We start from the raw sequence: 26,329 nt of genomic DNA, 5'->3' as shown, positions 1-26,329 counted from the left end.
TGCCCGCGAGACGGGCCGCAGCTCCGCCGTCCGCCGTCCGGGTGCGCTCCGCGCCCCCGCCCCCTTCCCCGCGTCGAGCGCCCCGGGCGGCCCCCGTACCACCCGCACCACCCGCACCACCCGCCACCACGCCCCCGTCTCCTGAGGAGCACCGTCATGACCACTCCCCCGAGTGCGTTCCCGGACGTCGAGAAGCTGGTCGTCGACGTCCTCAAGGCCGACCCGGCGCTGGCCGGCGTCACGGTCGCCGCCCAGGCCCCCGCCGGCTTCGACGGCACGCAGAGCGCCGTCCTGGTCAACCGCCGCGGCGGCGCCTGGATCGGCGATCTGCACCTGGACAAGCCGCTGGTCGAGTTCGAGGTGTACGCGGCGACGAAGCCCGCCGCGCACCTCCTCGCCAACGCCGCCCGCAAGGCGCTGCTCGACAAGATCGGCAAGCCGCTCGGCAACAGCCTCGTCCAGGACGTGGAGGAGATGGACGGGCCGCGCTGGATGCCCGACTACCTCTACCGCGGCGCCAACCGCTACCTGGTCGTCATCCAGGTCTCCCTGACCGTCAACCCGTAGAAGAACCAGGTGCGTCGGGGCGACCCGCGTCAGGGTCGCCCGCGCAAGGGCCACCCGCACAGCGGTCGCCCGCGCCCACCGCGCGCACCCCACAGACCAGGCCTCGCCGGACCGTCCGGCGGGGCCTTTGCCGTACCCGGCCCCCGGAAGCCCTCCGGACCGGGGCGGCGCCCCCACCCCTCTCATCAAGGAGAAGACCCACCATGGCAGGAAACAACTCCGCCGAGATCCGCGTCGCCGGTACCGGCAAGCTCTACATCGGTGCCGTCGGCGCCACCGCCCCGGTCTTCGGCACCGCCGAGCCGGCCGACACCGACTGGGGCACCGGCTGGACGAACCTGGGCTACACGACCGGTGACGGCGTCACCTTCTCCAAGAAGGACAAGCTGGAGCCCATCGACTCGTGGCAGTCGGTCTCCCCGGTGCACTACATCTACTCGGCCCGTGACCTCTCGCTGAAGTTCTCCCTGCTCCAGTTCAACGAGGACACCCTGAAGCTCTTCATGGGCGGCGGCAAGGTCGAGGCCGACGGCACGCCGGCGGACTCCTACAAGTACGAGATCTCCGAGCGTCCGTTCGCGGACGTGCGCGCCCTCGGCCTGGAGTTCACCGACGCCAAGGCCGGCGCCACCGGCAACGTCGCGGTCACGTACCGCTTCATCATCCCGCGCGGCCAGGTGACCGCCACCGACGACATCAAGCTGGCCCGCAAGGCGGCGTCCACCCTGGGCATCACCTTCACGGCCATGTCGAACGGCGCCGGCCAGCCGCTGGCCACCTTCCACATGAAGGACACCAGCTACGCGGCCTGATCCACCCCCGGGGCGGGACGGCACACCGCCGTCCCGCCCCACCCCCTCCTCTCTTCACCCCTTCGAACACAGGAGTACGCACACCATGGCCCGTTTCGACGTCAACGCCGCTCGCGCCCAGCGACTGGAGGCCCACGGCCGCACCTGGTCCTTCGAGCTGGACGGCGAGTCCTACACGCTCCCGACCGAGCTGTCCCGCAAGACCGCCAAGGCCCTGCGCAAGCTCGACGACAACGACGTGGACGGTCTGCTCGAACTCCTGATGGGTGAGGAGCAGTACGTCCGCTTCGAGGAGCACGACCTCACGATGCAGGACATCGCCGCGATCCTGGAGGCCTACGGCAAGGAGACCGGGCTCGGCCTGGGGGAAGACTGAGCCTCGTCGAGTTCGTCGACGAACACGCCGAGGCCCTTGAGGCGGACCTGCTCCGCTACTACCGGGTCGATCTCCTCGACTGGTATCGCGGGGAGCTGTCCAGCCGGCGCCTGATGGTGCTGGTCAAGAACCTTCCGCACGACTGTGCCGTGCAGCGCGAGCTGCACGGGGAGGCGGCGGAGTGGTCTCTCTCCGATCATCTGCTCGCCGCGGCGGTGGACCATCTGGCCGTCGCCAACTGGATGTTCCAGTGCGTCAACTCCGGCGAGGACGACGATCAGCCCGATTTCCCCAAGCCGGTTCCGCGTCCGGGCGTCAAGGACGAGGACGCGGACGCGGACGGCGAGGGGTCGGGCGGTTCCGCGGCGGACGGGGGCGCCGAGGAGGCGATCTCGCCGCTCGCGCTCGCCCGTTTCTTCGGCTGACACCGCCCTGGCGTCACGCCCCCCACGGCCCCCGGAGCCCGTTCCCGTCAGGGAGCGGGCTCCGGGGGCGCTTCCCGTGCTCGCTCGGCGGCCAGTTCCTCCTCCAGGGCCCTGGCCCGCTCGGAGAGCCGGCGCCCCCGCGCGCCCGCGCGCGCGTCCTGCGCGGGCACGTTGTCGAGCGGCGGCACGATGGGCCGCCCGCCCTTGCCCCGTACGACCTTGCGGACGGGCTGGGCGTTCCGCCGGGTGCGGCCCTGGTCCGCCTCGGGCCCGGGCTCGGGCTCGGGCTCGGTGCCGGTGTCGGGCTCGGTTTCGGGATCCGGTTCCGCGTCCGGTACGGGTACGGGCGGGGGTACGGCTACGAGGTCCGGCCCCGGCTCCAGCCCTGGCCCCGCCTCCGGCCCGGGCTCGGACCGCTGCTCGAACAGCTCGCGCTCCCGGCGTACCCGTTCCTCGGCCTGCACCACCGCGGCCGGCGGTTCGAGCAGCCGGGCGAAGGGCAGCGGGATGACCCGGGCCCCGGCCCCGTCCGGCGCGTGCGCGTCGGTACGGCGCTGGGGCCGGCGGATGCCGCGCGCGTCGCCCTGCCCCTGGGCGTACGCGTCGGCCACGCGCTTCTCGTACTCCCGCCGTATGCGCGGGAGTTCGTCGGAGACGGCCTCGGCCCACCCTGCGGTGAACGCGGCGGTCTCGCGGCGGTCCACCTCGGCGCGGGGCAGCACGACCAGGTCCTCGGGGGCGTAGCCGGCGACGTGGACGAGCTCGGCGAGCCGCGCGAAGAGATGAGGCAGATCCGGATGGGATTCGAGCCAGTCGATGACCCGCTCCCGCCGGTTACCGCCCGGCTCCGTGTCCATGCGTCAACACTGCCTTCCAACCCCCTGGGGTTCCCCCGCGCGCCCCTCGCGCCCCGTCGCACCCCTGAACTGTGTCAGGTCCGGGGAGCGCGCCCTCCAGAGTACCCGGTCGAACACCAGCCCCTATCAAGGACCAACCCCAGGGGGGACCGGGCGAGAAGACACGCCGTCAGGGGTTTACGGCTCGACAAACCTCGAACAGGTGTTCCACAATCTGTTCGCACAGTAGTTCGAAAACGTGGTGCCCCCGCCTCACTCCGCGGCGCCGCCACGCACGCACGGGCAAGCAACCGGAAGGCAGGCGTCCATGACCCAGCAGGCCGAGGCATCGCGACCGCACATCCCGCTCCAGGACCGCCTCGCCCAGCTCCTGAACGGACCCGCCGCGCTCGACAAGAGAGCGCTGCTCGGCACGCTCTACGCCGAGGTCAACCGCCGCGAGGCGGTCGCCTACGCGGCCGGCTGGAACGACGCGCTCGCGACCACGCGCCGCGGCGCCCGCCGGGACGACGACGCCTAGCCGCCCGACCGCCTTTGCCCCTACGCACGAGCCCCTGCCGAGATCCCTCGCGGCAGGGGCTTTTCGGCGCTTGGCCCTGACGGGCCGGAAGCGGAGCAGTCCATGGCAGACGAACCCTCGCACGAAGTACTCGCCACACGCATCGCCGAGATCAAGACGCTGATCGCCCAGGCCCAGATCGGCAAGAGCGTGTCGGCCGTCCTGGTCAACACAAAGATGGACTCCATCGAGACGACGCTGACCTCGATGAAGTCAGACATCGCCGACATCCACAAGGAGGTGACGAAGGCTCCCGTCGTGGAGTGGCTGGAGGCCGCCGGATTCAACGGCTTCGCCGCCGGGCTCGAGAAGCTCATCAACGAGAAGGAGGGCTTCTGGACGTACATCCCGTACTTCGCCTCGGCGGCCGTAGGCCTCATCATCCCGGCGATCGGCGTCATCCTGACCAACAGGATCGTGAAGCTCCAGCGGGACCTCCAGCAGTTCGACTTCAGCACCCGGAGCATCGATCCCAACCGCCAGATCCGGGCCACCTCAGCCGACGGCATGAGCATCACCCGGCAGAACCGGACCGACGTCGAGAACCGCGAGGACGCCGCCGGCGGTGGTCTGGCCGCCCTCCCGCAGAATGCGAACTTCGACAACCTGCGCAGCCAGCTCAGCCAGCTGAACCCGCACCTCGAGACGTTCAACCGGCACGCCCCCGACTTCACCACCAACTTCCGCAAGCTGCCGAGCGAGCGCGCGGCCAAGAAGGCGGGAGAGGGCATCAAGCGCGTCGCCGAGGCCATCGTCGGCGTCGACCACACGAACATGACCCCGATCGCCAAGGGCATCCAGAAGATCAAGGACGCCATGGACGGCCTCAAGCCCCGGGAAGTCGAGAAGGTCGCCAAGGCCACCGGCAAGCTCAAGGACGCCATGGAGGGCTTCGACCCGAAGAACCTCCCCAAGGCGAACAAGGTCGACGGCCTGGCCACAAAGATGGGCGAACTCGCCACGGCGACCGGCACTCTCCGCACGAAGTTCGAGTCGCTCAGGGGCACGATCCAGTCCCTCGACCAGGAGATCGGCGCCGCGTCCTCCGCCTGACCCCACCCCACCCCGAAAGGAGGTAAACCCATGTCTCTCGTCAAGTCCCTCAAGGGCGCGTCCGACGGTCTGCGCAACCTCAAGACCCAGGCATCCGGCGCCGGCACCTCGGTCAAGAAGGTCGGCGACGCCGGAAAGTCCGCCTCCGGGCAGCTCAAGACCCTCAAGACCAACGCCCAGGGCTCCAACACCCAGCTGAAGAACCTCAAGACGGCCTCGGACAACGCCGAGAAGGCCATGTCGAAGGCCGGCAAGACCGCCGAGTCCGCCGGAAAGAAGCTCGGCAAGTACGAGTCCGGCGCCGGCAAGGCGTCCAAGGGCCAGGACAAGCTCAACAAGTCGATGAAGGGCAATTTCCTCGCTCGGCTCATCGACCTCTTCATGCCGCTGATCGAGAAGATCGTCGACATGGCCCTGCAGTCGAAGACGATGCAGAAGATCCTGAAGAAGGCCTTCGACGCCATCAAGACCGTGATCAGCTCGGTCATGAAGGCCATCGGCCCGATCATGAAGAAGGCCGGCGCCCTGATCAAGACGGTGTGGAACGGCATCAAGAAGGCCGTCTCCACCGTCGTCAAGGCGGTCGCCACCGTCATCAAGACCTACGTGAAGATCTGGAAGACGGTCATCACCACGGTCATGAACGCGATCAAGACGGTGATCCGCACCGTCTGGAACGGCATCAAGGCCGTCATCACCCCGGTGGTCAACTGGATCAAGACGGCGATCCCGAACGCCTTCCGGGCCGTCAAGGACAAGATGTCGTCCATCTGGAACGGCCTCAAGGACATCGCGACCCGGGCGTTCAACGGCATCAAGAGCGGTGTGTCCGGCCCGATCAACGCCGTCATCGGCCTGATCAACCGGATGATCCGCGCCGTCAACGGCGTCAAGGTCAGCGTCCCCGGCTGGGTGCCGATCGTCGGCGGCAAGACCTTCGGCGTGAACATCCCGACCATCCCGATGCTCGCCACCGGTGGTGTCGTCATGCCGCGCTCCGGCGGTGTCCCGGCGATCCTCGCCGAGGCCGGCGAGGCCGAGGCCGTCCTGCCGCTCTCCAAGCTGGACCGGCTGCTCGCCCTCACCGCCCGCCGCGCCCGCATGTCGGCGCAGATGCAGGGCGGCCGGGGCACCGGCGCCGGACTGCACATCGAGCACTACCACGCGGCCCGGGGCAGTGACCCGCAGTCCACGGCGGACGCGCTGATGTACCTGGCGAAGGCACGCGGATGAGTGCCGCCGCCATCCGCATGCCGGCGTTCGGGCGCGTCACTCCGGTGATGGGCTCGCTCAGGCGGGGCGCGGACGGTGCCGGCGGCACACTCCAGCGGCTCAAGGGTGACGTCCAGAAGGCGGCCGGGAACATGGCGAAGCTCGCCACCGGCATCCGCACCGCCGGCACCTCCGTCCGCACCCTCGGCTCCACCGCCTCCGGCACCGCCGGCGCCGTCCGGAAGATCCAGCGGTCCAAGGCCGGCGCCGGTGTCAAGAAGCTGGGCACCGCCGCCGGCAAGGCCCGTACGGCCGCGGGGAAGTTCGGGCCCGCGATCGGCGGGATCCTGGCGATCCTCGCGCCGCTGATCCCGATCACCGACACCATCACCAAGCTGATGGACACGTACGGCACGATCATGACCGTCGCCTCCGTCGCCATGACCGGCGTCAACCTCGCGATGCGCGCCAACCCGATCGGCTTCCTCGTCGGCATCCTCGTGCCCGTCGCCGCCTGGCTCATCGAGTACGCGATGCAGACCGAGACCGGCCAGAAGATCATGAAGCAGGTCTTCCAGGCGGTGCTGAAGGGCTTCCAGTCCGTCTGGAAGTTCCTGCAGCCGATCATCAAGCTCATCGGCACGGCCGTCGGGGCGTACGTCAAGGCGTACCTCGCCCTGTTCAAGGCCGCGCTCAAGGGCATCGGCTCGGCGATCGACGGCATCAGGAAGATCGGCAGTGCCGTCTCCTCCGCCGCCGGTGCCATGCGCGGGATCGCGTCGCGCACCATGGGCGCGATCAAGAGCGCGGTGAAGCCGGTCCTGAGCTTCATCACGGACAAGATCCCGGGCTTCTTCCGGCATGCGAAGGACGCCGTCGGCAAGGCGCTGCGCGGTATGGGCGACCTCATCAAGGGCGCCCTGAGCGCGGTGCTCGGCGTCGTCAAGGGACCGATCAACGGTCTCATCGCCTTCGCCAACTGGATCATCGACGGCCTCAACAAGCTGAGCATCAACATCCTCGGCAAGAAGTTCGGCGTCGACATCGACAAGATCCCGATGCTCGCCGAGGGCGGTGTCGTCTTCCCCGGCGCCGACTCCGCGCCGCGCATCGACCCGCTCACCGTCCTGGAGGCCCGCCGGGTCCCGGCGGTCACCGAGGCGCCGCGGCCGCCGCACCGCATCCGGGACTTCCACGAGGACCCGGGGGCCGGCCCCCGTTCGACCGCCGAGGACCTGCTGTTCCTCGCCGGCGCCCACTGCTGAGCCCGCTGCAGAAGCCCAGCACACCAACACCCGCCCCGCAGAAGTGAGGTGACGGCCCCATGGCCGAGACCACCACCGCATATGCCGGAAACACCTTCACCGCCGACCTCGCGCCCGGCTCGCTGATCACCCAGGACGGGCAGATCCAGTGGGCCGGGCTGCTCATCGGGCCCGGTACGCCGTTCGCCGTCGACCGGACCGGGCTCCAGGGCTGGGAGGACCTGCCCGAGTACGACTCCTCCGACGCCGAGCGGCCCACCTCGCACGGCGCCTGGCCGGGCTCCCGCTACGCCAAGCCGCGCAAGGTCGGCGGCACCATCGTGCTGGCGCCGGAGTATGACGGCCTGCCCGAGGCGCTGCGCGCGCTGCGCCAGGCCCTCGCGCTGCTCGACGAGGAGCGCTGGCTCACCGTCCGGCTGCACGGCGAACTCCTCGCCGTACGCGCCCGGATCGCCCAGCGGGTCGTCCCGGCCGACCAGGGCTTCGCCACTCAGGGCAGCTCCCGGATGTCCATCCAGTGGCTGGCCTCCGACCCGCGCCGCTACGCCGTCAACGAGCAGTCCGTCTCCACCGGCGCCCCGCAGCCCGAGAGCGGGCTGACCTGGCCGCTGACCTGGCCGCTCGACTGGGGGCAGGCCACCTCCACCGGCGACGCCGTCGCCGAGAACACCGGCTCGGCGGCCACCCACCCGGTGATCGTCTTCCGCGGCCCCTGCTCGATGCCGAGCATCACGGACCGCACCAGCCGGCGCCGGCTGCGGTACGCGATCGACCTGGCCGCCGGCGACCAGCTGACCGTCGACACCGCCAACGGCACGGTGACGCTCAACAACACCGCCTCCCGCCGGCACACCGCGATGGCCGACTCCAGCCCGGAGGAGCTGTTCACGCTCGAACCCGGGCGCAGCGAGCTGTCCTTCCGCCCCGACTCGGCGGCCCCGGAGGCCGTGATGAGCGTCCACTGGCGCAGCGCCGAGTGGTGACCCGGACCCAGCGACAGACCCAGCAGCAGACCCCGTAACTCCCGTCCCCTTCCCCCTCCCACCGAGAGGCAAGAACCATGACCGTACGGGCCGCCTGGCTCCAGTCGACGGGCCAGACCCGCGAGGACACCCGGCTCACTCTCGCCGCCCTGCTCACCCCCAGTGGCCAGAGCGAGGCGGAGACCCCGTTGCGCTCCCGCCCGGGCATCCTGCCGGGCGGCTTCGTGCTCACCGGGTCGGCGCCGATGCAGTGCACGATCGGCACCGGCCGCGCGATCGTCCAGGGCAAGGACACCAACCAGGGCGCCTATCTGGTCGCCGCCGTCACGCCCGAGACCCTGACCTTCGAGGACGGCAACGCGCAGTACGACCGGATCGACCTGATCGAACTGGTCGTCCTGGACGACCAGTACGACAAGACCGGCGTCACCGAGGCCACGATCCGCCTGGTCAAGGGCGAGCCGGCGGCCGTCCCGGTCGCGCCCGCCAGCCCCAACGGCAGCGCCCTGCCGCTCTACACCGTCACGGTGAAGAAGGGCACCTCCGCCGGCACCGGCGGCATCACCTGGACCGGCACCGGCACCCAGGTGACCACCCAGCACTGGCCGGTCGTCGCGCTCGGCGGCATCCTGCCCACCAGCGGCTTCAAGGGCGCGTACACCGGCCAGTACCGCGACGCCGGCGGCATGCTGCAGCGCTGGGACGGCACCACCTGGGTCTCGTACCCGAAGGCGCTCGGCGGCGTCGCCCCCAGCGGCACCGCCACCGGCGGCTACACCGGCCAGTACCGCGACACCGCCACGGGCCTGCAGCGCTGGGACGGCGCGGCCTGGCAGTACGCCGAGGGCACTGCCAAGATCCTGTTCGGCGCCACCCAGTACCTGTCCACCCAGCAGCAGAGCGTGTCGCCCAACACCTGGACCGTGATCACCCTGCCGACCGTCGAGGTCGACGACACCGGCAGCTGGAACGGCACGAACACGTACACCGTCCCGCGCACCGGCTGGTGGCGCCTCGGCGGCCATGTGACCTGGCAGAACGACGGCCAGACCGGCATGCGCGGCGCCCGCATCCTGGTCAGCGGCTCCGGCCAGCCCCGGCTGACCTGGCTCGGTCCGGCCGGCAACGGCGCCATCACCATCGGCGGCCAGGGCCTGATCCGGCTCACCGCCGGCAACACCGTCCAGCTCCAGGGCTACCAGTCGCACACCTCCGCCGTGAAGACGCTCGGCGGCTCGGGGTACGGCTGCACGCTGCACGCCGAGTGGATCAAGGCCTGACCCGCCCCTCCCGTAGACCCGTAGCCCCGTAGCCCCCTCCCGTACTCCCGAACGGAGAACCCCGTGAACCTGCGCAGCAGCTGGGTCGCCGAGACCGGCCAGACCCGCGAGGACACCCGCCTCAACCAGATCGGCGCGACCACCCCCGTCAACCCCGTCCAGGTCCGCTCCGGCGTCCTGCCCGGCTCGTACGACGGCAAGTACCGGCTCTCCGGCTTCTGGACCGAGGGCACCGCCGCCATGGCGGTCACCGTCCACGAGGGCCGCGCCGTCGTCCAGGGCGACATCTCCCAGGGCGTCTACCCGGTGGCCCTCACCACCCCCGAGGTGCTCACCTTCGCCCCGGGCACCGACCAGGCCCGCATCGACCTGATCGTCATCCGGATCTACGACAGCCTCTACGACGGCCAGCTCCGCCAGGAGGCGAAGGTCGAGATCATCCAGGGCGCCCCGGGCAGCCCGGACCGTCCGGTGGTCCCGGCGCGTTCCCTCCCGCTGTACGAGGTCACCGTCCCGGCCAACGCCAGTGCCGGAACCGGCGGCATCAACTGGGCGAACGCCCTGAAGGACCTGCGCACCCCGGTCGTGTCGATCGGCGGCATCCTGCCCGTGGAGGGCGCGGTGCTGCCGGGCGGCTACCCGGGCCAGTACCAGGACACCGCCAACAACCAGCTGCAGCGCTGGGACGGCGGCGCGTGGGTGTCGTACCCGGAGGCGATCGGCGGCGTCGTCCCGGCCAGCGCCGGCAATGTGACGGGCAGTTACGTCGGCCAGTACCGCGACACCGCGGGCGGCTGGCTGCAGCGCTGGGACGGCGCGACGTGGAAGACGGCCGTGTACCCGGGGCCGTACTTCAACGACAGCAGCGACTTCGGCGACACCGCGTCGAGCACGTACACCTCGACGCTCGGCGGGCGCACCACCAACCCGTTCTCCCTCACCTTCACCGCCCCGCCGTCGAAGAACGTCCTCGTCACCTTCGGCGCCCGGATCAAGTCGCGCAGCGACCTGTACGCGTTCATGGCGCTCAAGCTCACCCAGGGCAACACCCTGATCCAGGACCTCGACGACGAGTGGGCCGCGATCTGCGCGAGCGACAACTCGGTCTCGACCTCCACCACGCGACGCCTGTCCGGGCTGACCCCGGGGCTGAGCTACACGCTCACCGCCTTCTTCCGGGTCGTCGCCAACACCGCCGGCGTCAAGGGCGGGTTCGACAACACCTTCATCCGCGTCGACCCGCAGTTCTGACCGGCCGCCCACCCCACTGAGAGGAGACATCATGGCCCTGCGCAGCGGCTGGCTCCAGCCCACCGGCCAGACCCGGGTGACCACCCGGCTCACCGCCCTCGGCGCCACCACCCCGGTCGACCCGGTCACCTCCCGCTCCGGCATCCTGCCGGGCTCGCCGAACGGCACGTATCGGGTGAGCGGCTACTCGCTGACCCCGGTCGGTCCGATGACCGCGAACCTGTCCTACGGCCGCGCCGTCGTCCAGGGCCCGGGCGCCCAGGGTGCGTACCCCGTGAGCCTCGACGCGGACCTGCCCCTCACCTTCGCCGACGGCGACGCGTTCAACCCGCGCATCGACCTGGTCCTGCTGCGCGTGTACGACGCGGAGTTCGACGGCCAGACGCGCAGCGAGGCCGCGGTCGAGATCGTCCAGGGGCAGCCGAAGGCCGTACCCGAGCCGCCGCAGGCGCCGGCCACCTCGCTGGTCCTGTTCCGCGTCCTCGTGCCGGCCGGGGCGTCCGCCGGCAGCGGCGGCATCCCGTGGACGACCTCCCTCACCGATCTGCGCACCACGCTCGTCAGCGTCGGCGGCATCCTGCCGGTCTACAACAACGGCTCCGTGCCCGGCTCGTACCCCGGCCAGTACCAGGACGCCAACAACGCGCGCCAGCTCCAGCGCTGGGACGGCACCGCCTGGGTCGCGTACCCCAAGGACGTCGGCGGCATCGCCCCCAGCGGCTCCCTCTCCACCGGCAGCTACACCGGCCAGTACCGGGACAACAACGGGGTCCTCCAGCGCTGGAACGGCACGTCCTGGGCCGACTACCAGCCGCCCGTGAAGGTGGAGAGCACCACCACCGGGGCCACCCCGCTCGCCAACTGGACCATGGTGAGCTTCGAGGCCCGACGCACCCACGGCATCGCCACCGTCTCGGTCACCCTCACCCGCACCAGCCAGGTCGACGCCAACAGCGCGGGCAACGTCAACGACGACCCGATGTGCGTGCTTCCCACCGGCTGGCGCCCGGCGATCTACGTGGAGGCACCGGCCTGCGACGGCTTCGGGGACGGCGGCGCGTACATCTCGACCGGCGGCCAGGTCACCCTGCGCACCTGGTCCTCGAACGGCTCCCTGGTCCCCGGCCGGAACGTCCGCGTCTCCGCCACCTACGTGCTCTGAGGAGGCCCCGCATGGCCATCGACACGCCTTACCGGGCGATCTTCTGCGATCTGCTCACCGACCAGACCCTCGACATCCTGCCGCTGCGGGACGTCTCCATCGACGACTACATCGGCAAGGCCGGCTCGCTCTCCGGCACCATCCCGATCCCCAACAAGGAGATCGCCGACCGGGTCAAGAAGGTCCGCGAGGGCCGCACCGCGGTCTATCTGGAGCGCGGCGGCGACCTGTGGTGGGGCGGCATCGTGTGGACCACCACGCTGCAGTCCAGCGGCCGCGGGGTGCTGACCCTCGGCGTCCAGGCCGCGACCTTCGACTCGTACGCGAGCCGGCGCCGCATCCGTACCGACGCCATCTCCTTCACGACCCCGACCGACCAGCTGGACATCGCGCGCCGGCTGTGGGCGGAGCTCGACCTCCAGGACGACCCGTCCGTCCCGCCGGAGGAGGGCAAGGAGCCGCGCCGCCTCGGGATCACCTTCGGCAACGAGAAGTCGCCGCCGGACTACCCCCTGCGGACCGCCTCCTGGCGCAACGGCGACGAGACCGTCTACCTGGACGCCCTCGAACAGCTCGCCTCGCTGGAGAAGGGCTTCGAGCACCAGATCCTGGTCTACCGCGACCCGAACGACGGGCGCCGGGTCCGGCAGCTCCGGCTCGGCTCACCCAAGATCAACAACGGTGCGGCCGACCTGGTCTTCGACCGGCCCGGCTCGATCCTTTCGTACTCGTTCCCGTACGACGCGACCCGCGGCGGCACCACCGCGCTGGCCCGCGGCGCGTCCACCAACGCCAACGCGGGCACCGAGTCCCGGCCGATCTACCCCGCCAAGCAGCAGCTCGCCACCGACCTGCTCGCGGACGGCTGGCCGCTGCTCGACCTGTCCTCGGACCACAACGAGGTCACCGACACCCTCACCCTCGACTCGCTGGCCTTCCGGGAACTCGACGACGCCCGCGGCACGGTCGTGATCCCGGCGATCAGCATCCACCTCGGCGGGATCGTCCCGCCGGCGCTCCTCGGCCGGATGGCCCGCGTCCGGATCACCGACGAATGGTTCTCCGAGGGCCTCGACACCCGTTACCGCATCATCGGCGTCAAGGTCACTCCCCCGGAGCGCGGCCGACCCGACACCGCCGAGCTCTACCTTGAGGAGGCCTGATGCCCAAGCTGCCCGAGGACATCATCGACCGGCTCAACGACATGGAACGCCGGCTGAAGGCCCTGTCCACCGCGGTCAACACCCGGCCGGCCGTCAACGAGATCCGCCCGCCCACGCAGAGCGGCAGCGTCACGATCAACCGGCCGCTGTTCCGGATCTTCGACGGCTACAACCACGAGATCTTCGCCGACGACATCATGACCGGCGGCCTCGCCCGGCCGTGGCTGCAGCTGATGCCGCCGCTGGCGAGCGACCCGGCCAAGTGGCCGTCCACCACCAGCACCGCCTTCACCACCATCGCCCGGTGCTCCAACCCGATCTGGCAGCCGAAGCTGCGGCTCGCCGTCAACACGGCGGCCTCGTCGGGCGCGAGCGGCCAGGTGCGGGTCCTCGTCGACGGCGTCGCGTTCGGCCCCACGGTCACCGCCGGCACCACCTACGACCACACCGGTCTGCTCCCCGGCGACATGAAGACCCGCTTCGGCCAGACGATGACCATCGAGATCCAGGCCGTCGTCACCACCACCAGCGGCACGGTCTACGCCCAGCCGGCCCTCATCCACGGCATGCAGACCTGATCCCCGCTCCGAGCCCAGATCCGTACGAGGAGTACGCCATGAACATCGATCCCACCCAGCCGTGGGGCGTGGCCATCGACTACGCGGGCCGCGCCGTCGTCGCCGAGGACGGCCACACCCTCACCATCCGCGTCCACGACAACAGCCTCGGCTACACCCTGGAGCGCGACCCGGTGACCGGGCAGTACCCGCCGGTGTACGTCTCCGCCGAGCTGACCGAGAGGGGCACGGCCGACGTCACGCTGCGCGGCTCCGGCCTCGTCACCGTCCTGGGCGAGGGCGGTCTGCCGGTCGTGCCCGATCCGACGGCCGTGCAGCGCGCGGTGGCCGCCGCGCTCGCCGACTTCGAGACCCGCCGCGTCGCGTACGCCGCGCTGTGCGCCGTCTGGGCCCCGGCCCCGCCGGAGCCGACCGAGCCGACGGAGCCGGCCCCCGCGCCGTAAAGCCTCCCCCCACCCCGTACGCCCCGTGCCGACCGACCGGCCGGGGTTTTTCCATGCCCGGAAACCCGGGAACCCCGCCCGGAAACTCTGCCCCGGAGGTCACAGATGGCAGCCCCCCTCTCCGCGGACCGGTTCGTCGCCGCGCTCCGCGCCGAAGGCGTCACCGTCGTCGAGCACGACGGCTGGCGCAACCACAACCGCAACCAGGTCGGCACCTGGGGCCCGGTGGTCGGCGTGATGATCCACCACACCGTCTCCAGCGGCACCGCGAACAGCGTGTCCCTCTGCTACGACGGCTACGCCGGCCTGCCCGGCCCGCTGTGCCACGGCGTCATCGCCAAGGACGGCAGCGTGCACCTGGTCGGCTCCGGCCGCGCCAACCACGCCGGCGGCGGCGACCCGTCCGTGCTCAAGGCCGTGATCAGCGAGACGTACGGGGCGCGGCCGCCGGTGCCGCGCGAGCACCAGGGCAGCGCGGGCGCCGTCGACGGCAACTCCCGCTTCTACGGCTTCGAGTGCGTCAACCTCGGCAACGGCAGCGACCCGTGGCCGGCCGCCCAGCTCGACGCCATCGAGCGGGTGTCGGCGGCGCTCTGCCGCGCCCACGGCTGGGGCGCCAAGTCCGTGATCGGCCACTCCGAGTGGTCCGACTGGAAGAACGACCCGCGCGGCTTCGGCATGCCGGGCATGCGCGACCGGGTCCAGGGCCGCCTCGGCAAGGCCCCGGCGCCCCGCCCGACCGCCCCGGCGAAGCCGGCCAAGCCGCGCTACCAGCCCTTCCCGGGCACCGCCTTCTTCAAGACCACCCCGAGCTCCCCCATCATCACCGCGATGGGCCGCCGCCTGGTCGCCGAGGGCTGCGCCCGCTACCAGGTCGGCCCCAGCCCCCGCTGGTCCGAGGCCGACCGCCAGTCCTACGCCGCCTGGCAGCGCAAGCTCGGCTTCTCGGGCTCCGACGCCGACGGCTGGCCGGGCGCCACCTCCTGGAACGCGCTCAAGGTCCCGTACACCGCGTAACCCCGCCCCCCACGCAAGGAGAACCACCCATGTCCGAAGCCGCCAAGCGCACGGTCCGCACCGTGCTGCAGACCGCGGTCGGGATCGCCGTCGTGCTGCCGGCGATCGTCGACGCCGCCGGGCTGCCCGAGACGCTGCCCTGGGTCGCCGGGGCGCTCGCCGTCGCCGGCGCGCTCAGCCGGGTCATGGCCGTGCCCGCCGTACAGAACCTGCTGCCCTCCTGGCTGCGCACCACCCAGGAGGCGGCGGCCGATGACCGAGTCTGATCCGAACGACCCGGTCGCCGTCGCCCTGGAACTGGAGCGGCTGCGCGGCACCCTGGAGGCCGGCTTCGCGCGGGTCGACGGCTCGCTCGCCCTGCTCGTGCAGCGCAGCGACCAGACCGACAAGCAGCTCGCCGACCACGAGGCCCGGCTCGACGCCCTGGAGCGGTCCCGCTGGCCGCTCGCCAGCATCGGCGCCCTCGCCGCGGTGGCCACGGTCGCTGTCGCCGCCTGGGAGCTGACCGCCAGGTGAAACGCCGAAGGGCGGCACCCCATGATCGGGGTGCCGCCCTTCGGTTCGCACTACTTACTGGTTGTACGGACCGTAGTCGTAGTCCTCCAGCGGAACGGCCTGGCCGGAGCCGGTGCCGAACGGCGAGTAGTCGATGTCGTCGTAGCCGACGGCCGAGTACATCGCGGCCTTGGCCTCCTCGGTCGGCTCGACCCGGATGTTGCGGTAGCGGGACAGACCCGTACCGGCCGGGATGAGCTTACCGATGATGACGTTCTCCTTGAGGCCGATGAGGCTGTCGGACTTGGCGTTGATCGCCGCATCCGTCAGGACTCGGGTCGTCTCCTGGAAGGAGGCGGCCGACAGCCAGGACTCCGTCGCCAGCGAGGCCTTGGTGATACCCATCAGCTGCGGACGGCCGGAGGCCGGGTGGCCGCCTTCCTGCACCACACGACGGTTCTCGGTCTCGAACTTCGAGCGCTCGACGAGCTCGCCCGGCAGCAGCTCCGCGTCGCCGGACTCGATGATCGTCACACGGCGCAGCATCTGCCGGATGATGATCTCGATGTGCTTGTCGTGGATCGACACGCCCTGCGAGTTGTAGACCTTCTGGACCTCGCCGACCAGGTGGACCTGAACGGCGCGCTGGCCGAGGATGCGCAGCACGTCGTGCGGGTTGGTGGCACCCACGGTGAGCTTCTGGCCCACCTCGACGTGGTCGCCCTCGCCCACGAGCAGACGGGCACGCTTCGAGATCGGGAACGCCGTCTCGTCGGTGCCGTCGTCCGGGGTGACGACGATCTTCTTGGTCTTCTCGGTCTCCTCGATGCGGACGCGACCGGCCGCCTCGGAGATCGGGGCGACACCCTTGGGCTGACGCGCCTCGAAGAGCTCGACGACACGCGGCAGACCCTGGGTGATGTCGTCACCGGCCACACCACCGGTGTGGAAGGTACGCATCGTCAGCTGGGTACCGGGCTCACCGATGGACTGGGCGGCGATGATGCCGACCGCCTCACCGATGTCGACCAGCTTGCCGGTGGCCAGCGAGCGGCCGTAGCAGAAGGCACAGGTGCCGACGGCGGACTCACAGGTCAGGACCGAACGGGTCTTGACCTCCTCCACGCCCGCCTTGACCAGGGCGTCGATGAGCACATCACCCAGGTCGACGTTGGCCGGCGCGATGACCTTGCCGTCCACGACGACGTCCTCGGCGAGCATCCGCGCGTACACGGAGGTCTCGACGTCGTCGGCCTTCCGCAGCACGCCGGCCTCGTCCTTGGCCGCGATCCGCAGCTTCAGACCGCGCTCGGTGCCACAGTCCTCCTCGCGGATGATGACGTCCTGCGAGACGTCCACCAGACGACGGGTCAGGTAACCCGAGTCGGCGGTACGCAGGGCGGTGTCGGCGAGACCCTTACGGGCACCGTGGGTCGAGATGAAGTACTCGAGCACGGAGAGGCCCTCGCGGAACGAGGCCTTGATCGGACGCGGGATGGTCTCGTTCTTCGCGTTCGACACCAGACCACGCATACCGGCGATCTGCCGCATCTGCATCATGTTTCCTCGGGCACCCGAGTCAACCATCATGAAGATGGGGTTCGTCTTGGGGAAGTTCGCGTTCATCGCCTCGGCGACCTCGTTGGTCGCCTTGGTCCAGATCGCGATGAGCTCCTGCGTGCGCTCTTCCTTGGTGATCAGACCGCGCTCGTACTGCTTCTGGACCTTCTCGTCCTGAGCCTCGTACCCGGCGACGATCTCCTTCTTCGCCTCCGGGACGACGACGTCCGAGATGGCGACGGTGACGCCGGAACGGGTGGCCCAGAAGAAGCCGGCCGCCTTCAGGTTGTCGAGCGTCGCCGCCACGATGACCTTGGGGTAGCGCTCGGCGAGGTCGTTGACGATCTCGGAGAGCTGCTTCTTGCCGACCGAGTAGTCGACGAACGGGTAGTCCTCGGGCAGCAGCTCGTTGAAGAGCGCACGGCCCAGCGTGGTCTTCAGCCGGAAGCTGTCACCAAGCTGCCACGACCCCGCGGCGGAGCCGCTGTCGGACTCGGTGCCCTCCTCGGCGACCGGGGGAACCCAGCCGCGCGGCGGAACGGTGCCGATCGGGAAGCGGATGTCGATCTGCGACTGCAGCGACAGCTCGCCGGCGTCGAAGGCCATGATCGCCTCGGCCGTGGAGCCGAACGCGCGGCCCTCGCCCTTGACGTTCCGCAGCTCGCCGTCGGTGGTGAGGAAGAACAGACCGAGGACCATGTCCTGGGTCGGCATCGTCACCGGGCGGCCGTCGGCCGGCTTGAGGATGTTGTTCGAGGACAGCATCAGGATGCGGGCCTCGGCCTGCGCCTCCGCGGAGAGCGGCAGGTGGACGGCCATCTGGTCACCGTCGAAGTCCGCGTTGAACGCGGTGCAGACGAGCGGGTGGATCTGGATGGCCTTGCCCTCGACCAGCTGCGGCTCGAAGGCCTGGATGCCGAGGCGGTGCAGCGTGGGCGCACGGTTCAGCAGAACCGGGTGCTCGGCGATGACCTCTTCGAGGACGTCGTACACGACCGTGCGGCCGCGCTCGACCATCCGCTTCGCCGACTTGATGTTCTGCGCGTGGTTCAGGTCGACCAGGCGCTTCATCACGAACGGCTTGAAGAGCTCGAGCGCCATGGCCTTCGGCAGACCGCACTGGTGCAGCTTGAGCTGCGGGCCGACGACGATGACGGAACGCGCCGAGTAGTCGACTCGCTTGCCGAGCAGGTTCTGACGGAAACGACCCTGCTTGCCCTTCAGCATGTCGCTGAGGGACTTCAGCGGACGGTTGCCGGGGCCCGTCACCGGGCGACCACGACGGCCGTTGTCGAAGAGGGCGTCGACCGCCTCCTGGAGCATCCGCTTCTCGTTGTTCACGATGATCTCGGGGGCACCGAGGTCGAGCAGACGCTTCAGACGGTTGTTGCGGTTGATCACACGGCGGTACAGGTCGTTCAGGTCGGAGGTCGCGAAGCGGCCACCGTCCAGCTGCACCATCGGACGCAGGTCCGGCGGGATGACCGGCACGCAGTCGAGAACCATGCCCTTGGGGCTGTTCGCGGTCTGCAGGAACGCGGAGACGACCTTGAGGCGCTTGAGCGCACGGGTCTTCTTCTGGCCCTTGCCGGTACGGATGATCTCGCGGAGCTTCTCGGCCTCCTCCTCGAGGTCGAAGGACTCCAGGCGCTTCTGCAGCGCCGCGGCACCCATCGAGCCGTCGAAGTACGTGCCGAAGCGGTCACGCAGCTCGCGGTAGAGCAGCTCGTCGCCCTCCAGGTCCTGGACCTTGAGGTTCTTGAAGCGGTTCCACACCTCGTCGAGGCGGTCGATCTCGCGCTGCGCGCGGTCGCGGAGCTGCTTCATCTCGCGCTCGGCGCCCTCGCGCACCTTGCGGCGCACATCGGCCTTGGCGCCCTCGGCCTCGAGCTCGGCCAGGTCGGACTCGAGCTTCTTGGCGCGGTTCTCGAGGTCGGAGTCGCGGCGGTTCTCGATCTGCTGACGCTCCACGGAGACGTGCGCCTCCAGGGAGGGCAGGTCGCGGGTGCGGCGCTCCTCGTCGACGAACGTGATCATGTACGCCGCGAAGTAGATGACCTTCTCCAGGTCCTTCGGGGCGAGGTCGAGCAGGTAGCCAAGGCGCGACGGAACGCCCTTGAAGTACCAGATGTGGGTGACGGGGGCGGCCAGCTCGATGTGGCCCATCCGCTCACGGCGCACCTTGGCGCGGGTGACCTCGACGCCACACCGCTCACAGATGATGCCCTTGAAGCGGACACGCTTGTACTTGCCGCAGTAGCACTCCCAGTCCCGGGTCGGACCGAAGATCTTCTCGCAGAAGAGTCCGTCCTTCTCGGGCTTCAGGGTGCGGTAGTTGATGGTCTCCGGCTTCTTGACCTCGCCGTGGCTCCACTGGCGGATGTCGTCAGCGGTGGCCAGACCGATCCGGAGCTCGTCGAAGAAGTTGACGTCGAGCACTATGCGTCAATCCCTCTCAGGGTTGTTAAGGCTGTGGGTCTGATTCGGGGGTCCTGGGGCCGGCCGGGGGCTCAGTGGTTCGCACCGAGCCCCCGTACCGGACTCCCGTCAGACCTCTTCGACGCTGCTCGGCTCGCGCCGGGACAGGTCGATGCCGAGCTCCTCCGCTGCGCGGAAGACGTCCTCGTCGGTGTCGCGCATCTCGATGGACATGCCGTCCGAGGACAGCACCTCCACGTTGAGGCACAGGGACTGCATCTCCTTGATGAGCACCTTGAAGGACTCGGGGATGCCGGGCTCAGGGATGTTCTCGCCCTTGACGATGGCCTCGTAGACCTTCACGCGGCCGGTCACGTCGTCGGACTTGATCGTCAGCAGCTCCTGGAGGGCGTACGCGGCGCCGTAAGCCTCCAGCGCCCACACCTCCATCTCACCGAAGCGCTGGCCACCGAACTGGGCCTTACCACCCAGCGGCTGCTGGGTGATCATCGAGTACGGGCCGGTCGACCGGGCGTGCAGCTTGTCGTCGACCAGGTGGTGGAGCTTGAGGATGTACATGTACCCGACGGAGATCGGGTCCGGGAACGGCTCGCCGGAGCGGCCGTCGAACAGGCGCGCCTTTCCGGACGGGAGCACCATGCGCTCGCCGTCGCGGTTCGGGATGGTGTGCTGCAGCAGACCCGCGAGCTCGTCCTCACGCGCACCGTCGAAGACCGGGGTGGCGACGTTGGTGCCGGCGGCGACCTGGTCGGCGCCGATGGCCTGCAGGCGCTGCGCCCACTCGTCGGCGAGACCGGAGACGTCCCAGCCGCGGCTGGCGAGCCAGCCGAGGTGGATCTCCAGGACCTGTCCCGGGTTCATTCGGGACGGGACGCCGAGCGGGTTGAGGATGATGTCGACCGGGGTGCCGTCCTCGAGGAAGGGCATGTCCTCGATCGGGAGGATCTTGGAGATGACACCCTTGTTGCCGTGACGGCCGGCGAGCTTGTCACCGTCGGTGATCTTGCGCTTCTGGGCGACGTAGACGCGGACCAGCTGGTTCACGCCCGGGGGAAGCTCGTCGCCCTCCTCGCGGTCGAAGACGCGGACACCGATGATCTTGCCGGTCTCGCCGTGCGGCACCTTCAGGGAGGTGTCGCGGACCTCGCGCGCCTTCTCGCCGAAGATCGCGCGGAGCAGGCGCTCCTCCGGGGTCAGCTCGGTCTCGCCCTTCGGGGTGACCTTGCCGACCAGGATGTCGCCGGCCGTGACCTCGGCACCGATGCGGATGATGCCGCGCTCGTCGAGGTCGGCCAGGACCTCCTCGGAGACGTTCGGGATGTCCCGGGTGATCTCCTCGGGGCCGAGCTTCGTGTCACGGGCGTCGACCTCGTGCTCCTCGATGTGGATCGAGGAGAGGACGTCGTCCTGCACGAGGCGCTGCGACAGGATGATCGCGTCCTCGTAGTTGTGGCCCTCCCACGGCATGAACGCCACGAGCAGGTTCTTGCCGAGCGCCATCTCACCGTTCTCGGTGGCGGGGCCGTCGGCGAGGACCTGGCCCTCGATGACGCGGTCGCCCTCGTCCACGACGACCTTCTGGTTCACAGAGGTGCCCTGGTTGGAGCGGGAGAACTTGTGCAGGCGGTACGTGATGTACGTGCCGTCGTCGTTGGCCACGGTGATGTAGTCCGCGGACAGCTCCTGGACGACACCGTCCTTCTCGGCCTTGAGCACGTCGCCGGCGTCGGTGGCGCAGCGGTACTCCATGCCGGTGCCGACGAGCGGGGCCTCCGACTTAATCAGCGGAACGGCCTGACGCATCATGTTCGCGCCCATGAGGGCACGGTTGGCGTCGTCGTGCTCGAGGAAGGGGATCATGGCGGTCGCGACCGACACCATCTGGCGCGGCGAGACGTCCATGTAGTCGACCTCGGACGGCTGGACGTAGTCGACCTCGCCGCCACGCTTACGGACCAGGACGCGGGGCTCGGTGAAGCGGAGCTCGTCGTTCAGGGTCGCGTTCGCCTGGGCGATGACGAACCGGTCCTCCTCGTCGGCGGTGACGTAGTCGACCTCGTCGGTGACCTGGCCGTCGACGACCTTGCGGTACGGCGTCTCGATGAAGCCGAAGGGGTTGATCCGGCCGTACGAGGCGAGCGAACCGATCAGACCGATGTTCGGGCCTTCGGGGGTCTCGATCGGGCACATGCGTCCGTAGTGGGACGGGTGCACGTCTCGGACCTCGAAGCCGGCCCGCTCACGGGACAGACCACCCGGGCCGAGCGCGGACAGACGACGCTTGTGCGTCAGCCCGGACAGCGGGTTGTTCTGGTCCATGAACTGCGACAGCTGGCTGGTGCCGAAGAACTCCTTGATGGAGGCGACGACCGGCCGGATGTTGATCAGGGTCTGCGGCGTGATCGCCTCGACGTCCTGGGTGGTCATGCGCTCGCGGACGACGCGCTCCATACGAGCCAGACCCGTGCGGACCTGGTTCTGGATGAGCTCGCCGACGTTGCGCAGACGCCGGTTGCCGAAGTGGTCGATGTCGTCGGGCTCGACGACGATCGAGTTGCCGTTGGCGCCGACCGTCTCGGTCTCGCCGGCGTGCAGCTGCACCAGGTACTTGATGGTCGCGATGATGTCGTCGGTGGTGAGGACACCCGCGTCCAGCGGCTCGTCGGCGCCGAGCTTCTTGTTCACCTTGTAGCGGCCGACCTTCGCGAGGTCGTAGCGCTTCGGGTTGAAGTACAGGTTCTCGAGCAGCGTCTGGGCGGCCTCGCGCGTCGGCGGCTCGCCCGGACGGAGCTTGCGGTAGATGTCGAGCAGCGCGTCGTCCTGGCCCTGGGTGTGGTCCTTCTCCAGGGTGGCGCGCATGGACTCGTACTCGCCGAACTCCTGCAGGATCTGCTCGGTGCTCCAGCCGAGGGCCTTCAGGAGGACGGTCACGGACTGCTTGCGCTTGCGGTCGATACGCACGCCGACCATGTCGCGCTTGTCGATCTCCATCTCCAGCCAGGCACCCCGGGACGGGATGATCTTGGCGGAGAAGATGTCCTTGTCGGACGTCTTGTCGATGGAGGAGTCGAAGTAGACACCGGGAGAACGCACGAGCTGCGACACGACGACACGCTCGGTGCCGTTGATGACGAAGGTGCCCTTGTTGGTCATGAGCGGGAAGTCGCCCATGAAGACCGTCTGGGACTTGATCTCGCCGGTCTCGTTGTTCGTGAACTCGGCAGTCACGAAGAGCGGGGCGCCGTACGTGAAGTCACGGTCCTTGCACTCGTCGATCGAGTTCTTCGGCGGCTCGAAGCGGTGGTCGCGGAAGGTCAGCGACATCGACCCGGAGAAGTCCTCGATCGGGGAGATCTCCTCGAAGATCTCCTCCAGACCGGACTTCGTGGGGACGTCGTAGCCCGACTCGAGGGCGGCCTCGACGCGAGCCTTCCACGCGGCGTTGCCGAGCAGCCAGTCGAAGCTCTCGGTCTGGAGCGCGAGGAGGTTCGGAACCTCGAGGGGCTCCTTGATCTTTGCAAAGGAGATGCGCAGCGGGGCGGTGCTGGCACCGGTGTTCATATTGGTCGAGGCGTTGCGCGAGGCGGCCAAGAGGGGGTCCTTCCGAGGGCTCGGACTCACTGCGCGCGTACCGGTCCCTAGCGGAGCTCCTTGGAAGACGATTACCCGATTGGTCAAAAGACCAGGTCAGAGTGGGTCGACCAGCGAAGCGGTTGCGAGGGTATGCCCCTGGTGACGGGCAGGGGACAGCTAACAGGCAGCGCAAAGGGTCAGTGTAGCCACTTGGCCCACTGATGTCCAGGGCGAGTTCTTCGCGACCCTCGTTGCTCTCAACTCCGCGATGCCTCGCGCCGTCCGGCGCACCTCGATACTGCCCGTTCGGTCGTCGATCCATGCCTCGGAATCGGATCGATGTGACGACGCGTCCTGAGAATTGCGCGGTCCGTGCTGTTCGTCAAGGCCCCCGCCTCTGACCGGCGCACGGCGAAGATCACCTTACTCCGCTTCCGCAGGCCCGTACGACCGCCGCCACGCCGTCTCAGGGAACGCCGAAGGGCGACCACCCAGATGGATGATCGCCCTTCACGCTGCGAGCGTTACACGCTCAACAAACGAGTCGCTGACGCGACGAGGTGTTACTTGACCTCGACAGCGGCACCGGCGCCCTTGAGGGCCTCGGCGGCCTTGTCAGCGGCCTCCTTGTTGACCTTCTCGAGGACCGGCTTCGGGGTGCCGTCGACGAGGTCCTTGGCCTCCTTCAGACCCAGGGAGGTCAGCTCGCGCACGACCTTGATGACCTGGATCTTCTTGTCGCCGGCGCCGGTGAGGATGACGTCGAACTCGTCCTTCTCCTCAGCGGCCTCGACCGGGGCACCCGGGGCGCCCGGGGCGGCAACGGCGACGGCCGCGGCGGCGGTGACGTCGAACTTCTCCTCGAAGGCCTTCACGAACTCGGAGAGCTCGATGAGGGTCATGCCTTCGAACTGCTCGAGGAGCTCGTCCTGGGTGAGCTTCGCCATGATGGGCGATCCTTCCACTAATTCGGCAGGTGCCGGATGTTCATGTGAGGCGGGCGTACTGTCGGCCCGCTGTGACCCGTTCCGCCCAGACGGCGGTACGGATCAATGCGCGAGCCGAATTACTCGGCACCGCCCTGCTCGGCCTGCTTGGCGCGCAGCGCGTCCACGGTGCGGACGAGCTTCGACGGCAGAGCCTGGAAGAGCTGAGCAGCCTGAGACTGCTTGCCCTTGAAGGCGCCGGCCAGCTTGCTGAGCAGAACCTCGCGGGACTCGAGGTCCGCAAGCTTCTTGATGTCGTCGGCGGAGAGAGCCTTACCGTCAAGGACACCAGCCTTGATGATGAGGTTCGGGTTCTCCTTGGCGAAGTCACGCAGAGCCTTCGCCGACTCCACCGGGTCACCGGTGACGAAGGCGACCGCCGTCGGACCAGCGAAGTGGTCGTCGAGCGCGGTGATCCCAGCCTGGTTGGCCGCAATCTTGGTCAGCGTGTTCTTCACCACGGCGTACTGGGCGTTCTCACCGAGCGAACGACGCAGCGTCTTGAGCTGCGCCACGGTGAGACCCCGGTACTCGGTCAGCACGGCGGCGGTGGAGCTCTGGAACGCGTCCGCGAGCTCGGCCACCGATGCAGCCTTGTTGGGCGTCGGCATAATGCGTCAGCCTCCTTCCGGGTGATGAGGACCGCTCAGAAGGGGCTGAACAAACGAAAACGCCCCGGGCGCAGGCGCACGGGGCTCAGCTCGACCGAACCGGAGTGAACCGGACCGGGAACTCTTCCACTGTCACCTGCGCGGGTCGCTCGCATCTCTCAGCGAATCCTTCGGCCACCGCACCCTTGCAGGCACAGTGACGACCAGCGGTCTTTGGCTTCCTCGGAAGAGTACGTGAAGGTGTCGAGGAAAGGCAAATCGGGCCCCGCACCTTGGAAGGTGCGGGGCCCGATGACCGCCTAGCGAGCTTCAGAAGCTCAGACCGCGGCCGGGTCCTCCTCGACGAGGAGGTTGCGGGTGCGGTTCGAGTCGACCGGAATGCCGGGGCCCATCGTGGTGGCGATGGCGGCCTTCTTGATGTAGCGACCCTTGGCGGCGGACGGCTTCAGACGGAGGATCTCCTCCAGGGCCGCCGCGTAGTTCTCCACCAGCTTGGTGTCGTCGAAGGACACCTTGCCGATGATGAAGTGCAGGTTCGAGTGCTTGTCGACGCGGAACTCGATCTTGCCGCCCTTGATGTCGTTGACAGCCTTGGCGACGTCCATGGTCACGGTGCCGGTCTTGGGGTTCGGCATGAGACCACGCGGACCGAGCACGCGGCCGAGGCGGCCGACCTTGCCCATGAGGTCCGGGGTGGCGACGACGGCGTCGAACTCGTTCAGGCGCTGGCCCTTGGCGATCTCGTCGATGAGCTCGTCGGAGCCGACGATGTCGGCGCCCGCGGCAGTCGCGGCCTCGGCACGGTCACCGGTCGCGAAGACCAGGACCCGGGCGGTCTTACCGGTGCCGTGCGGAAGGTTCACGGTGCCACGGACCATCTGGTCGGCCTTGCGCGGGTCGACGCCCAGACGGAAGGCCACCTCGACGGTGCCGTCGAACTTGGTGGAGGAGGTCTCCTTGGCCAGACGCACGGCCTCGAGCGGGGCGTACAGCTTCTCCCGGTCGATCTTGGCGTCGGCAGCCCGGAGGGACTTGCTGCGCTTCACTTCTGCTCCTGTGGGTTCAGGTATGGAGTCGTGGTGCGGGCCAGCGCCGGCCCTACCACTGGGGACTGCAAGGGGGGCTGATCAGCCCTCGACCGTGATGCCCATGGAACGGGCGGTGCCGGCGATGATCTTGGACGCGGCGTCCAGGTCATTGGCGTTGAGGTCGGGCATCTTGGTGGTGGCGATCTCGCGGACCTGCGCCTCGGTAATCTTGGCGACCTTGGTCTTGTGCGGCTCGCCGGAGCCCTTCTCCACGCCCGCGGCCTTGAGGATCATCTTCGCGGCCGGCGGGGTCTTCGTGATGAAGGTGAAGGAACGGTCCTCGTAGACCGTGATCTCCACCGGGATGACCCAACCGCGCTGCGACTCGGTCGCGGCGTTGTAGGCCTTGCAGAACTCCATGATGTTGACGCCGTGCTGGCCGAGCGCGGGGCCGACCGGCGGGGCCGGGTTGGCCGCACCGGCGTTGATCTGGAGCTTGATAAGCCCCGTGACCTTCTTCTTCTTGGGAGGCATAGCTCTCTCCGGGTCCTAGTGAGAGTTTTCAGCCGATCCATCCGGTCATCCGGATGGAGGCATACCGCACAACGATAACGGGTATCCTCGCGCGTCCAAA

At 69.1% G+C, this 26,329-nt stretch carries 25 protein-coding genes; 18 read left to right on the top strand and 7 right to left on the bottom strand.

The window, feature by feature from the left end; translation table 11 throughout:
* Positions 1-156: 156 nt before the first annotated feature.
* The 4 genes from JAO84_RS21895 to JAO84_RS21880 all read left to right on the top strand — a co-directional run bounded on the left by JAO84_RS21895 (position 157) and on the right by JAO84_RS21880 (position 2,180).
* On the top strand, positions 157-567 hold the full coding sequence (locus JAO84_RS21895) for a hypothetical protein (RefSeq protein ID WP_265864015.1): 411 nt from the start codon (positions 157-159) through the stop codon (positions 565-567).
* Between the two features lie 203 nt (positions 568-770).
* The gene (locus JAO84_RS21890; protein WP_370414403.1) at positions 771-1,379 is read left to right on the top strand and encodes a phage tail protein; all 609 of its coding nucleotides are present in this window, start codon (positions 771-773) and stop codon (positions 1,377-1,379) included.
* 85 nt (positions 1,380-1,464) lie between these two features.
* Entirely contained in the window at positions 1,465-1,755 is a 291-nt protein-coding gene (locus JAO84_RS21885) for a hypothetical protein (RefSeq protein WP_030687847.1), read from the top strand.
* 113 nt (positions 1,756-1,868) lie between these two features.
* On the top strand, positions 1,869-2,180 hold the full coding sequence (locus JAO84_RS21880; RefSeq protein WP_370414402.1) for a hypothetical protein: 312 nt from the start codon (positions 1,869-1,871) through the stop codon (positions 2,178-2,180).
* A gap of 47 nt (positions 2,181-2,227) precedes the next feature.
* On the opposite strand, the gene JAO84_RS21875 is transcribed toward JAO84_RS21880, so the two are convergent.
* Entirely contained in the window at positions 2,228-3,037 is an 810-nt protein-coding gene (locus JAO84_RS21875; RefSeq protein ID WP_370414401.1) for a hypothetical protein, read from the bottom strand.
* Positions 3,038-3,344: 307 nt separating this feature from the next.
* Between JAO84_RS21875 and JAO84_RS21870 the strand changes: the two genes are divergently transcribed.
* The 14 genes from JAO84_RS21870 (at position 3,345) to JAO84_RS21805 (ending at position 15,519) form a co-directional block, all read left to right on the top strand.
* Positions 3,345-3,557, top strand: a complete 213-nt coding sequence (locus JAO84_RS21870) for a hypothetical protein (protein WP_370414400.1) — start codon at positions 3,345-3,347, stop codon at positions 3,555-3,557.
* Between the two features lie 102 nt (positions 3,558-3,659).
* The gene (locus tag JAO84_RS21865) at positions 3,660-4,649 is read left to right on the top strand and encodes a hypothetical protein (protein WP_370414399.1); all 990 of its coding nucleotides are present in this window, start codon (positions 3,660-3,662) and stop codon (positions 4,647-4,649) included.
* 30 nt (positions 4,650-4,679) lie between these two features.
* Positions 4,680-5,882, top strand: a complete 1,203-nt coding sequence (locus tag JAO84_RS21860) for a phage tail protein (RefSeq protein ID WP_370414398.1) — start codon at positions 4,680-4,682, stop codon at positions 5,880-5,882.
* Positions 5,879-7,126, top strand: a complete 1,248-nt coding sequence (locus tag JAO84_RS21855) for a tape-measure protein (protein ID WP_370414397.1) — start codon at positions 5,879-5,881, stop codon at positions 7,124-7,126. Before JAO84_RS21860 ends, JAO84_RS21855 begins: the two co-directional genes overlap by 4 nt.
* A 59-nt stretch (positions 7,127-7,185) precedes the next feature.
* Entirely contained in the window at positions 7,186-8,109 is a 924-nt protein-coding gene (locus JAO84_RS21850; protein WP_265864006.1) for a phage tail domain-containing protein, read from the top strand.
* Between the two features lie 77 nt (positions 8,110-8,186).
* Complete coding sequence (locus tag JAO84_RS21845) at positions 8,187-9,389, top strand: hypothetical protein (RefSeq protein ID WP_370414396.1); 1,203 nt, start codon at positions 8,187-8,189, stop codon at positions 9,387-9,389.
* A 63-nt stretch (positions 9,390-9,452) separates the two neighbouring features.
* Positions 9,453-10,640, top strand: coding sequence for a hypothetical protein (locus tag JAO84_RS21840; protein ID WP_370414395.1), 1,188 nt, complete (start codon positions 9,453-9,455; stop codon positions 10,638-10,640).
* 31 nt (positions 10,641-10,671) lie between these two features.
* Positions 10,672-11,802, top strand: coding sequence for a hypothetical protein (locus JAO84_RS21835; protein ID WP_370414394.1), 1,131 nt, complete (start codon positions 10,672-10,674; stop codon positions 11,800-11,802).
* Positions 11,803-11,813: 11 nt separating this feature from the next.
* Positions 11,814-12,965 (top strand): hypothetical protein, encoded by a 1,152-nt coding sequence (locus JAO84_RS21830; protein ID WP_370414393.1) that lies wholly within the window; start codon positions 11,814-11,816, stop codon positions 12,963-12,965.
* The gene (locus tag JAO84_RS21825; protein ID WP_370414392.1) at positions 12,965-13,543 is read left to right on the top strand and encodes a hypothetical protein; all 579 of its coding nucleotides are present in this window, start codon (positions 12,965-12,967) and stop codon (positions 13,541-13,543) included. Before JAO84_RS21830 ends, JAO84_RS21825 begins: the two co-directional genes overlap by 1 nt.
* A 38-nt stretch (positions 13,544-13,581) precedes the next feature.
* On the top strand, positions 13,582-13,986 hold the full coding sequence (locus JAO84_RS21820; protein ID WP_370414391.1) for an ATP-binding protein: 405 nt from the start codon (positions 13,582-13,584) through the stop codon (positions 13,984-13,986).
* Positions 13,987-14,091: 105 nt separating this feature from the next.
* Positions 14,092-15,003: a peptidoglycan-binding protein gene (locus JAO84_RS21815; RefSeq protein ID WP_370414390.1), complete on the top strand. Its 912-nt coding sequence runs from the start codon at positions 14,092-14,094 to the stop codon at positions 15,001-15,003.
* 29 nt (positions 15,004-15,032) lie between these two features.
* On the top strand, positions 15,033-15,269 hold the full coding sequence (locus JAO84_RS21810) for a hypothetical protein (RefSeq protein ID WP_265863997.1): 237 nt from the start codon (positions 15,033-15,035) through the stop codon (positions 15,267-15,269).
* Positions 15,256-15,519: a hypothetical protein gene (locus tag JAO84_RS21805; protein WP_265863996.1), complete on the top strand. Its 264-nt coding sequence runs from the start codon at positions 15,256-15,258 to the stop codon at positions 15,517-15,519. The genes JAO84_RS21810 and JAO84_RS21805 overlap by 14 nt, the downstream gene beginning before the upstream one ends.
* 54 nt (positions 15,520-15,573) lie before the next feature.
* On the opposite strand, the gene JAO84_RS21800 is transcribed toward JAO84_RS21805, so the two are convergent.
* The 6 genes from JAO84_RS21800 to rplK all read right to left on the bottom strand — a co-directional run bounded on the left by JAO84_RS21800 (position 15,574) and on the right by rplK (position 26,229).
* Positions 15,574-19,497, bottom strand: a complete 3,924-nt coding sequence (locus JAO84_RS21800) for a DNA-directed RNA polymerase subunit beta' (protein WP_370414389.1) — start codon at positions 19,495-19,497, stop codon at positions 15,574-15,576.
* Between the two features lie 108 nt (positions 19,498-19,605).
* Positions 19,606-23,088, bottom strand: a complete 3,483-nt coding sequence (gene rpoB, locus JAO84_RS21795; RefSeq protein ID WP_370414388.1) for a DNA-directed RNA polymerase subunit beta — start codon at positions 23,086-23,088, stop codon at positions 19,606-19,608.
* A 545-nt stretch (positions 23,089-23,633) separates the two neighbouring features.
* Positions 23,634-24,017: a 50S ribosomal protein L7/L12 gene (gene rplL, locus JAO84_RS21790; RefSeq protein ID WP_370414387.1), complete on the bottom strand. Its 384-nt coding sequence runs from the start codon at positions 24,015-24,017 to the stop codon at positions 23,634-23,636.
* Positions 24,018-24,136: 119 nt separating this feature from the next.
* Positions 24,137-24,667, bottom strand: coding sequence for a 50S ribosomal protein L10 (gene rplJ / locus JAO84_RS21785; protein WP_265863992.1), 531 nt, complete (start codon positions 24,665-24,667; stop codon positions 24,137-24,139).
* Positions 24,668-24,984: 317 nt separating this feature from the next.
* Positions 24,985-25,713 carry a 50S ribosomal protein L1 gene (gene rplA / locus JAO84_RS21780; protein ID WP_265863991.1) on the bottom strand — a complete coding sequence of 243 codons (729 nt, stop codon included), beginning with the start codon at positions 25,711-25,713 and terminating at the stop codon, positions 24,985-24,987.
* 81 nt (positions 25,714-25,794) lie between these two features.
* Positions 25,795-26,229, bottom strand: a complete 435-nt coding sequence (rplK, locus tag JAO84_RS21775) for a 50S ribosomal protein L11 (protein ID WP_030494213.1) — start codon at positions 26,227-26,229, stop codon at positions 25,795-25,797.
* Positions 26,230-26,329 lie beyond the last annotated feature (100 nt).

The sequence above is a fragment of the Streptomyces fradiae genome (assembly GCF_041270065.1).
Lineage (GTDB): Bacteria > Actinomycetota > Actinomycetes > Streptomycetales > Streptomycetaceae > Streptomyces.
This window is presented reverse-complemented; position numbering and strand designations above follow the sequence as displayed.

What these genes read in the sequence shown, in the direction of transcription:
- JAO84_RS21895 (WP_265864015.1), top strand. Translation starts at nt 157, where the DNA reads ATGACCACTCCCCCGAGTGCGTTCCCGGACGTCGAGAAGCTGGTCGTC.
- JAO84_RS21890 (WP_370414403.1), top strand. Translation starts at nt 771, where the DNA reads ATGGCAGGAAACAACTCCGCCGAGATCCGCGTCGCCGGTACCGGCAAG.
- JAO84_RS21885 (WP_030687847.1), top strand. Translation starts at nt 1,465, where the DNA reads ATGGCCCGTTTCGACGTCAACGCCGCTCGCGCCCAGCGACTGGAGGCC.
- JAO84_RS21880 (WP_370414402.1), top strand. Translation starts at nt 1,869, where the DNA reads ATGGTGCTGGTCAAGAACCTTCCGCACGACTGTGCCGTGCAGCGCGAG.
- JAO84_RS21875 (WP_370414401.1), bottom strand. Translation starts at nt 3,037, where the DNA reads ATGGACACGGAGCCGGGCGGTAACCGGCGGGAGCGGGTCATCGACTGG.
- JAO84_RS21870 (WP_370414400.1), top strand. Translation starts at nt 3,345, where the DNA reads ATGACCCAGCAGGCCGAGGCATCGCGACCGCACATCCCGCTCCAGGAC.
- JAO84_RS21865 (WP_370414399.1), top strand. Translation starts at nt 3,660, where the DNA reads ATGGCAGACGAACCCTCGCACGAAGTACTCGCCACACGCATCGCCGAG.
- JAO84_RS21860 (WP_370414398.1), top strand. Translation starts at nt 4,680, where the DNA reads ATGTCTCTCGTCAAGTCCCTCAAGGGCGCGTCCGACGGTCTGCGCAAC.
- JAO84_RS21855 (WP_370414397.1), top strand. Translation starts at nt 5,879, where the DNA reads ATGAGTGCCGCCGCCATCCGCATGCCGGCGTTCGGGCGCGTCACTCCG.
- JAO84_RS21850 (WP_265864006.1), top strand. Translation starts at nt 7,186, where the DNA reads ATGGCCGAGACCACCACCGCATATGCCGGAAACACCTTCACCGCCGAC.
- JAO84_RS21845 (WP_370414396.1), top strand. Translation starts at nt 8,187, where the DNA reads ATGACCGTACGGGCCGCCTGGCTCCAGTCGACGGGCCAGACCCGCGAG.
- JAO84_RS21835 (WP_370414394.1), top strand. Translation starts at nt 10,672, where the DNA reads ATGGCCCTGCGCAGCGGCTGGCTCCAGCCCACCGGCCAGACCCGGGTG.
- JAO84_RS21830 (WP_370414393.1), top strand. Translation starts at nt 11,814, where the DNA reads ATGGCCATCGACACGCCTTACCGGGCGATCTTCTGCGATCTGCTCACC.
- JAO84_RS21825 (WP_370414392.1), top strand. Translation starts at nt 12,965, where the DNA reads ATGCCCAAGCTGCCCGAGGACATCATCGACCGGCTCAACGACATGGAA.
- JAO84_RS21820 (WP_370414391.1), top strand. Translation starts at nt 13,582, where the DNA reads ATGAACATCGATCCCACCCAGCCGTGGGGCGTGGCCATCGACTACGCG.
- JAO84_RS21815 (WP_370414390.1), top strand. Translation starts at nt 14,092, where the DNA reads ATGGCAGCCCCCCTCTCCGCGGACCGGTTCGTCGCCGCGCTCCGCGCC.
- JAO84_RS21810 (WP_265863997.1), top strand. Translation starts at nt 15,033, where the DNA reads ATGTCCGAAGCCGCCAAGCGCACGGTCCGCACCGTGCTGCAGACCGCG.
- JAO84_RS21805 (WP_265863996.1), top strand. Translation starts at nt 15,256, where the DNA reads ATGACCGAGTCTGATCCGAACGACCCGGTCGCCGTCGCCCTGGAACTG.
- rplL (WP_370414387.1), bottom strand. Translation starts at nt 24,017, where the DNA reads ATGGCGAAGCTCACCCAGGACGAGCTCCTCGAGCAGTTCGAAGGCATG.
- rplJ (WP_265863992.1), bottom strand. Translation starts at nt 24,667, where the DNA reads ATGCCGACGCCCAACAAGGCTGCATCGGTGGCCGAGCTCGCGGACGCG.
- rplK (WP_030494213.1), bottom strand. Translation starts at nt 26,229, where the DNA reads ATGCCTCCCAAGAAGAAGAAGGTCACGGGGCTTATCAAGCTCCAGATC.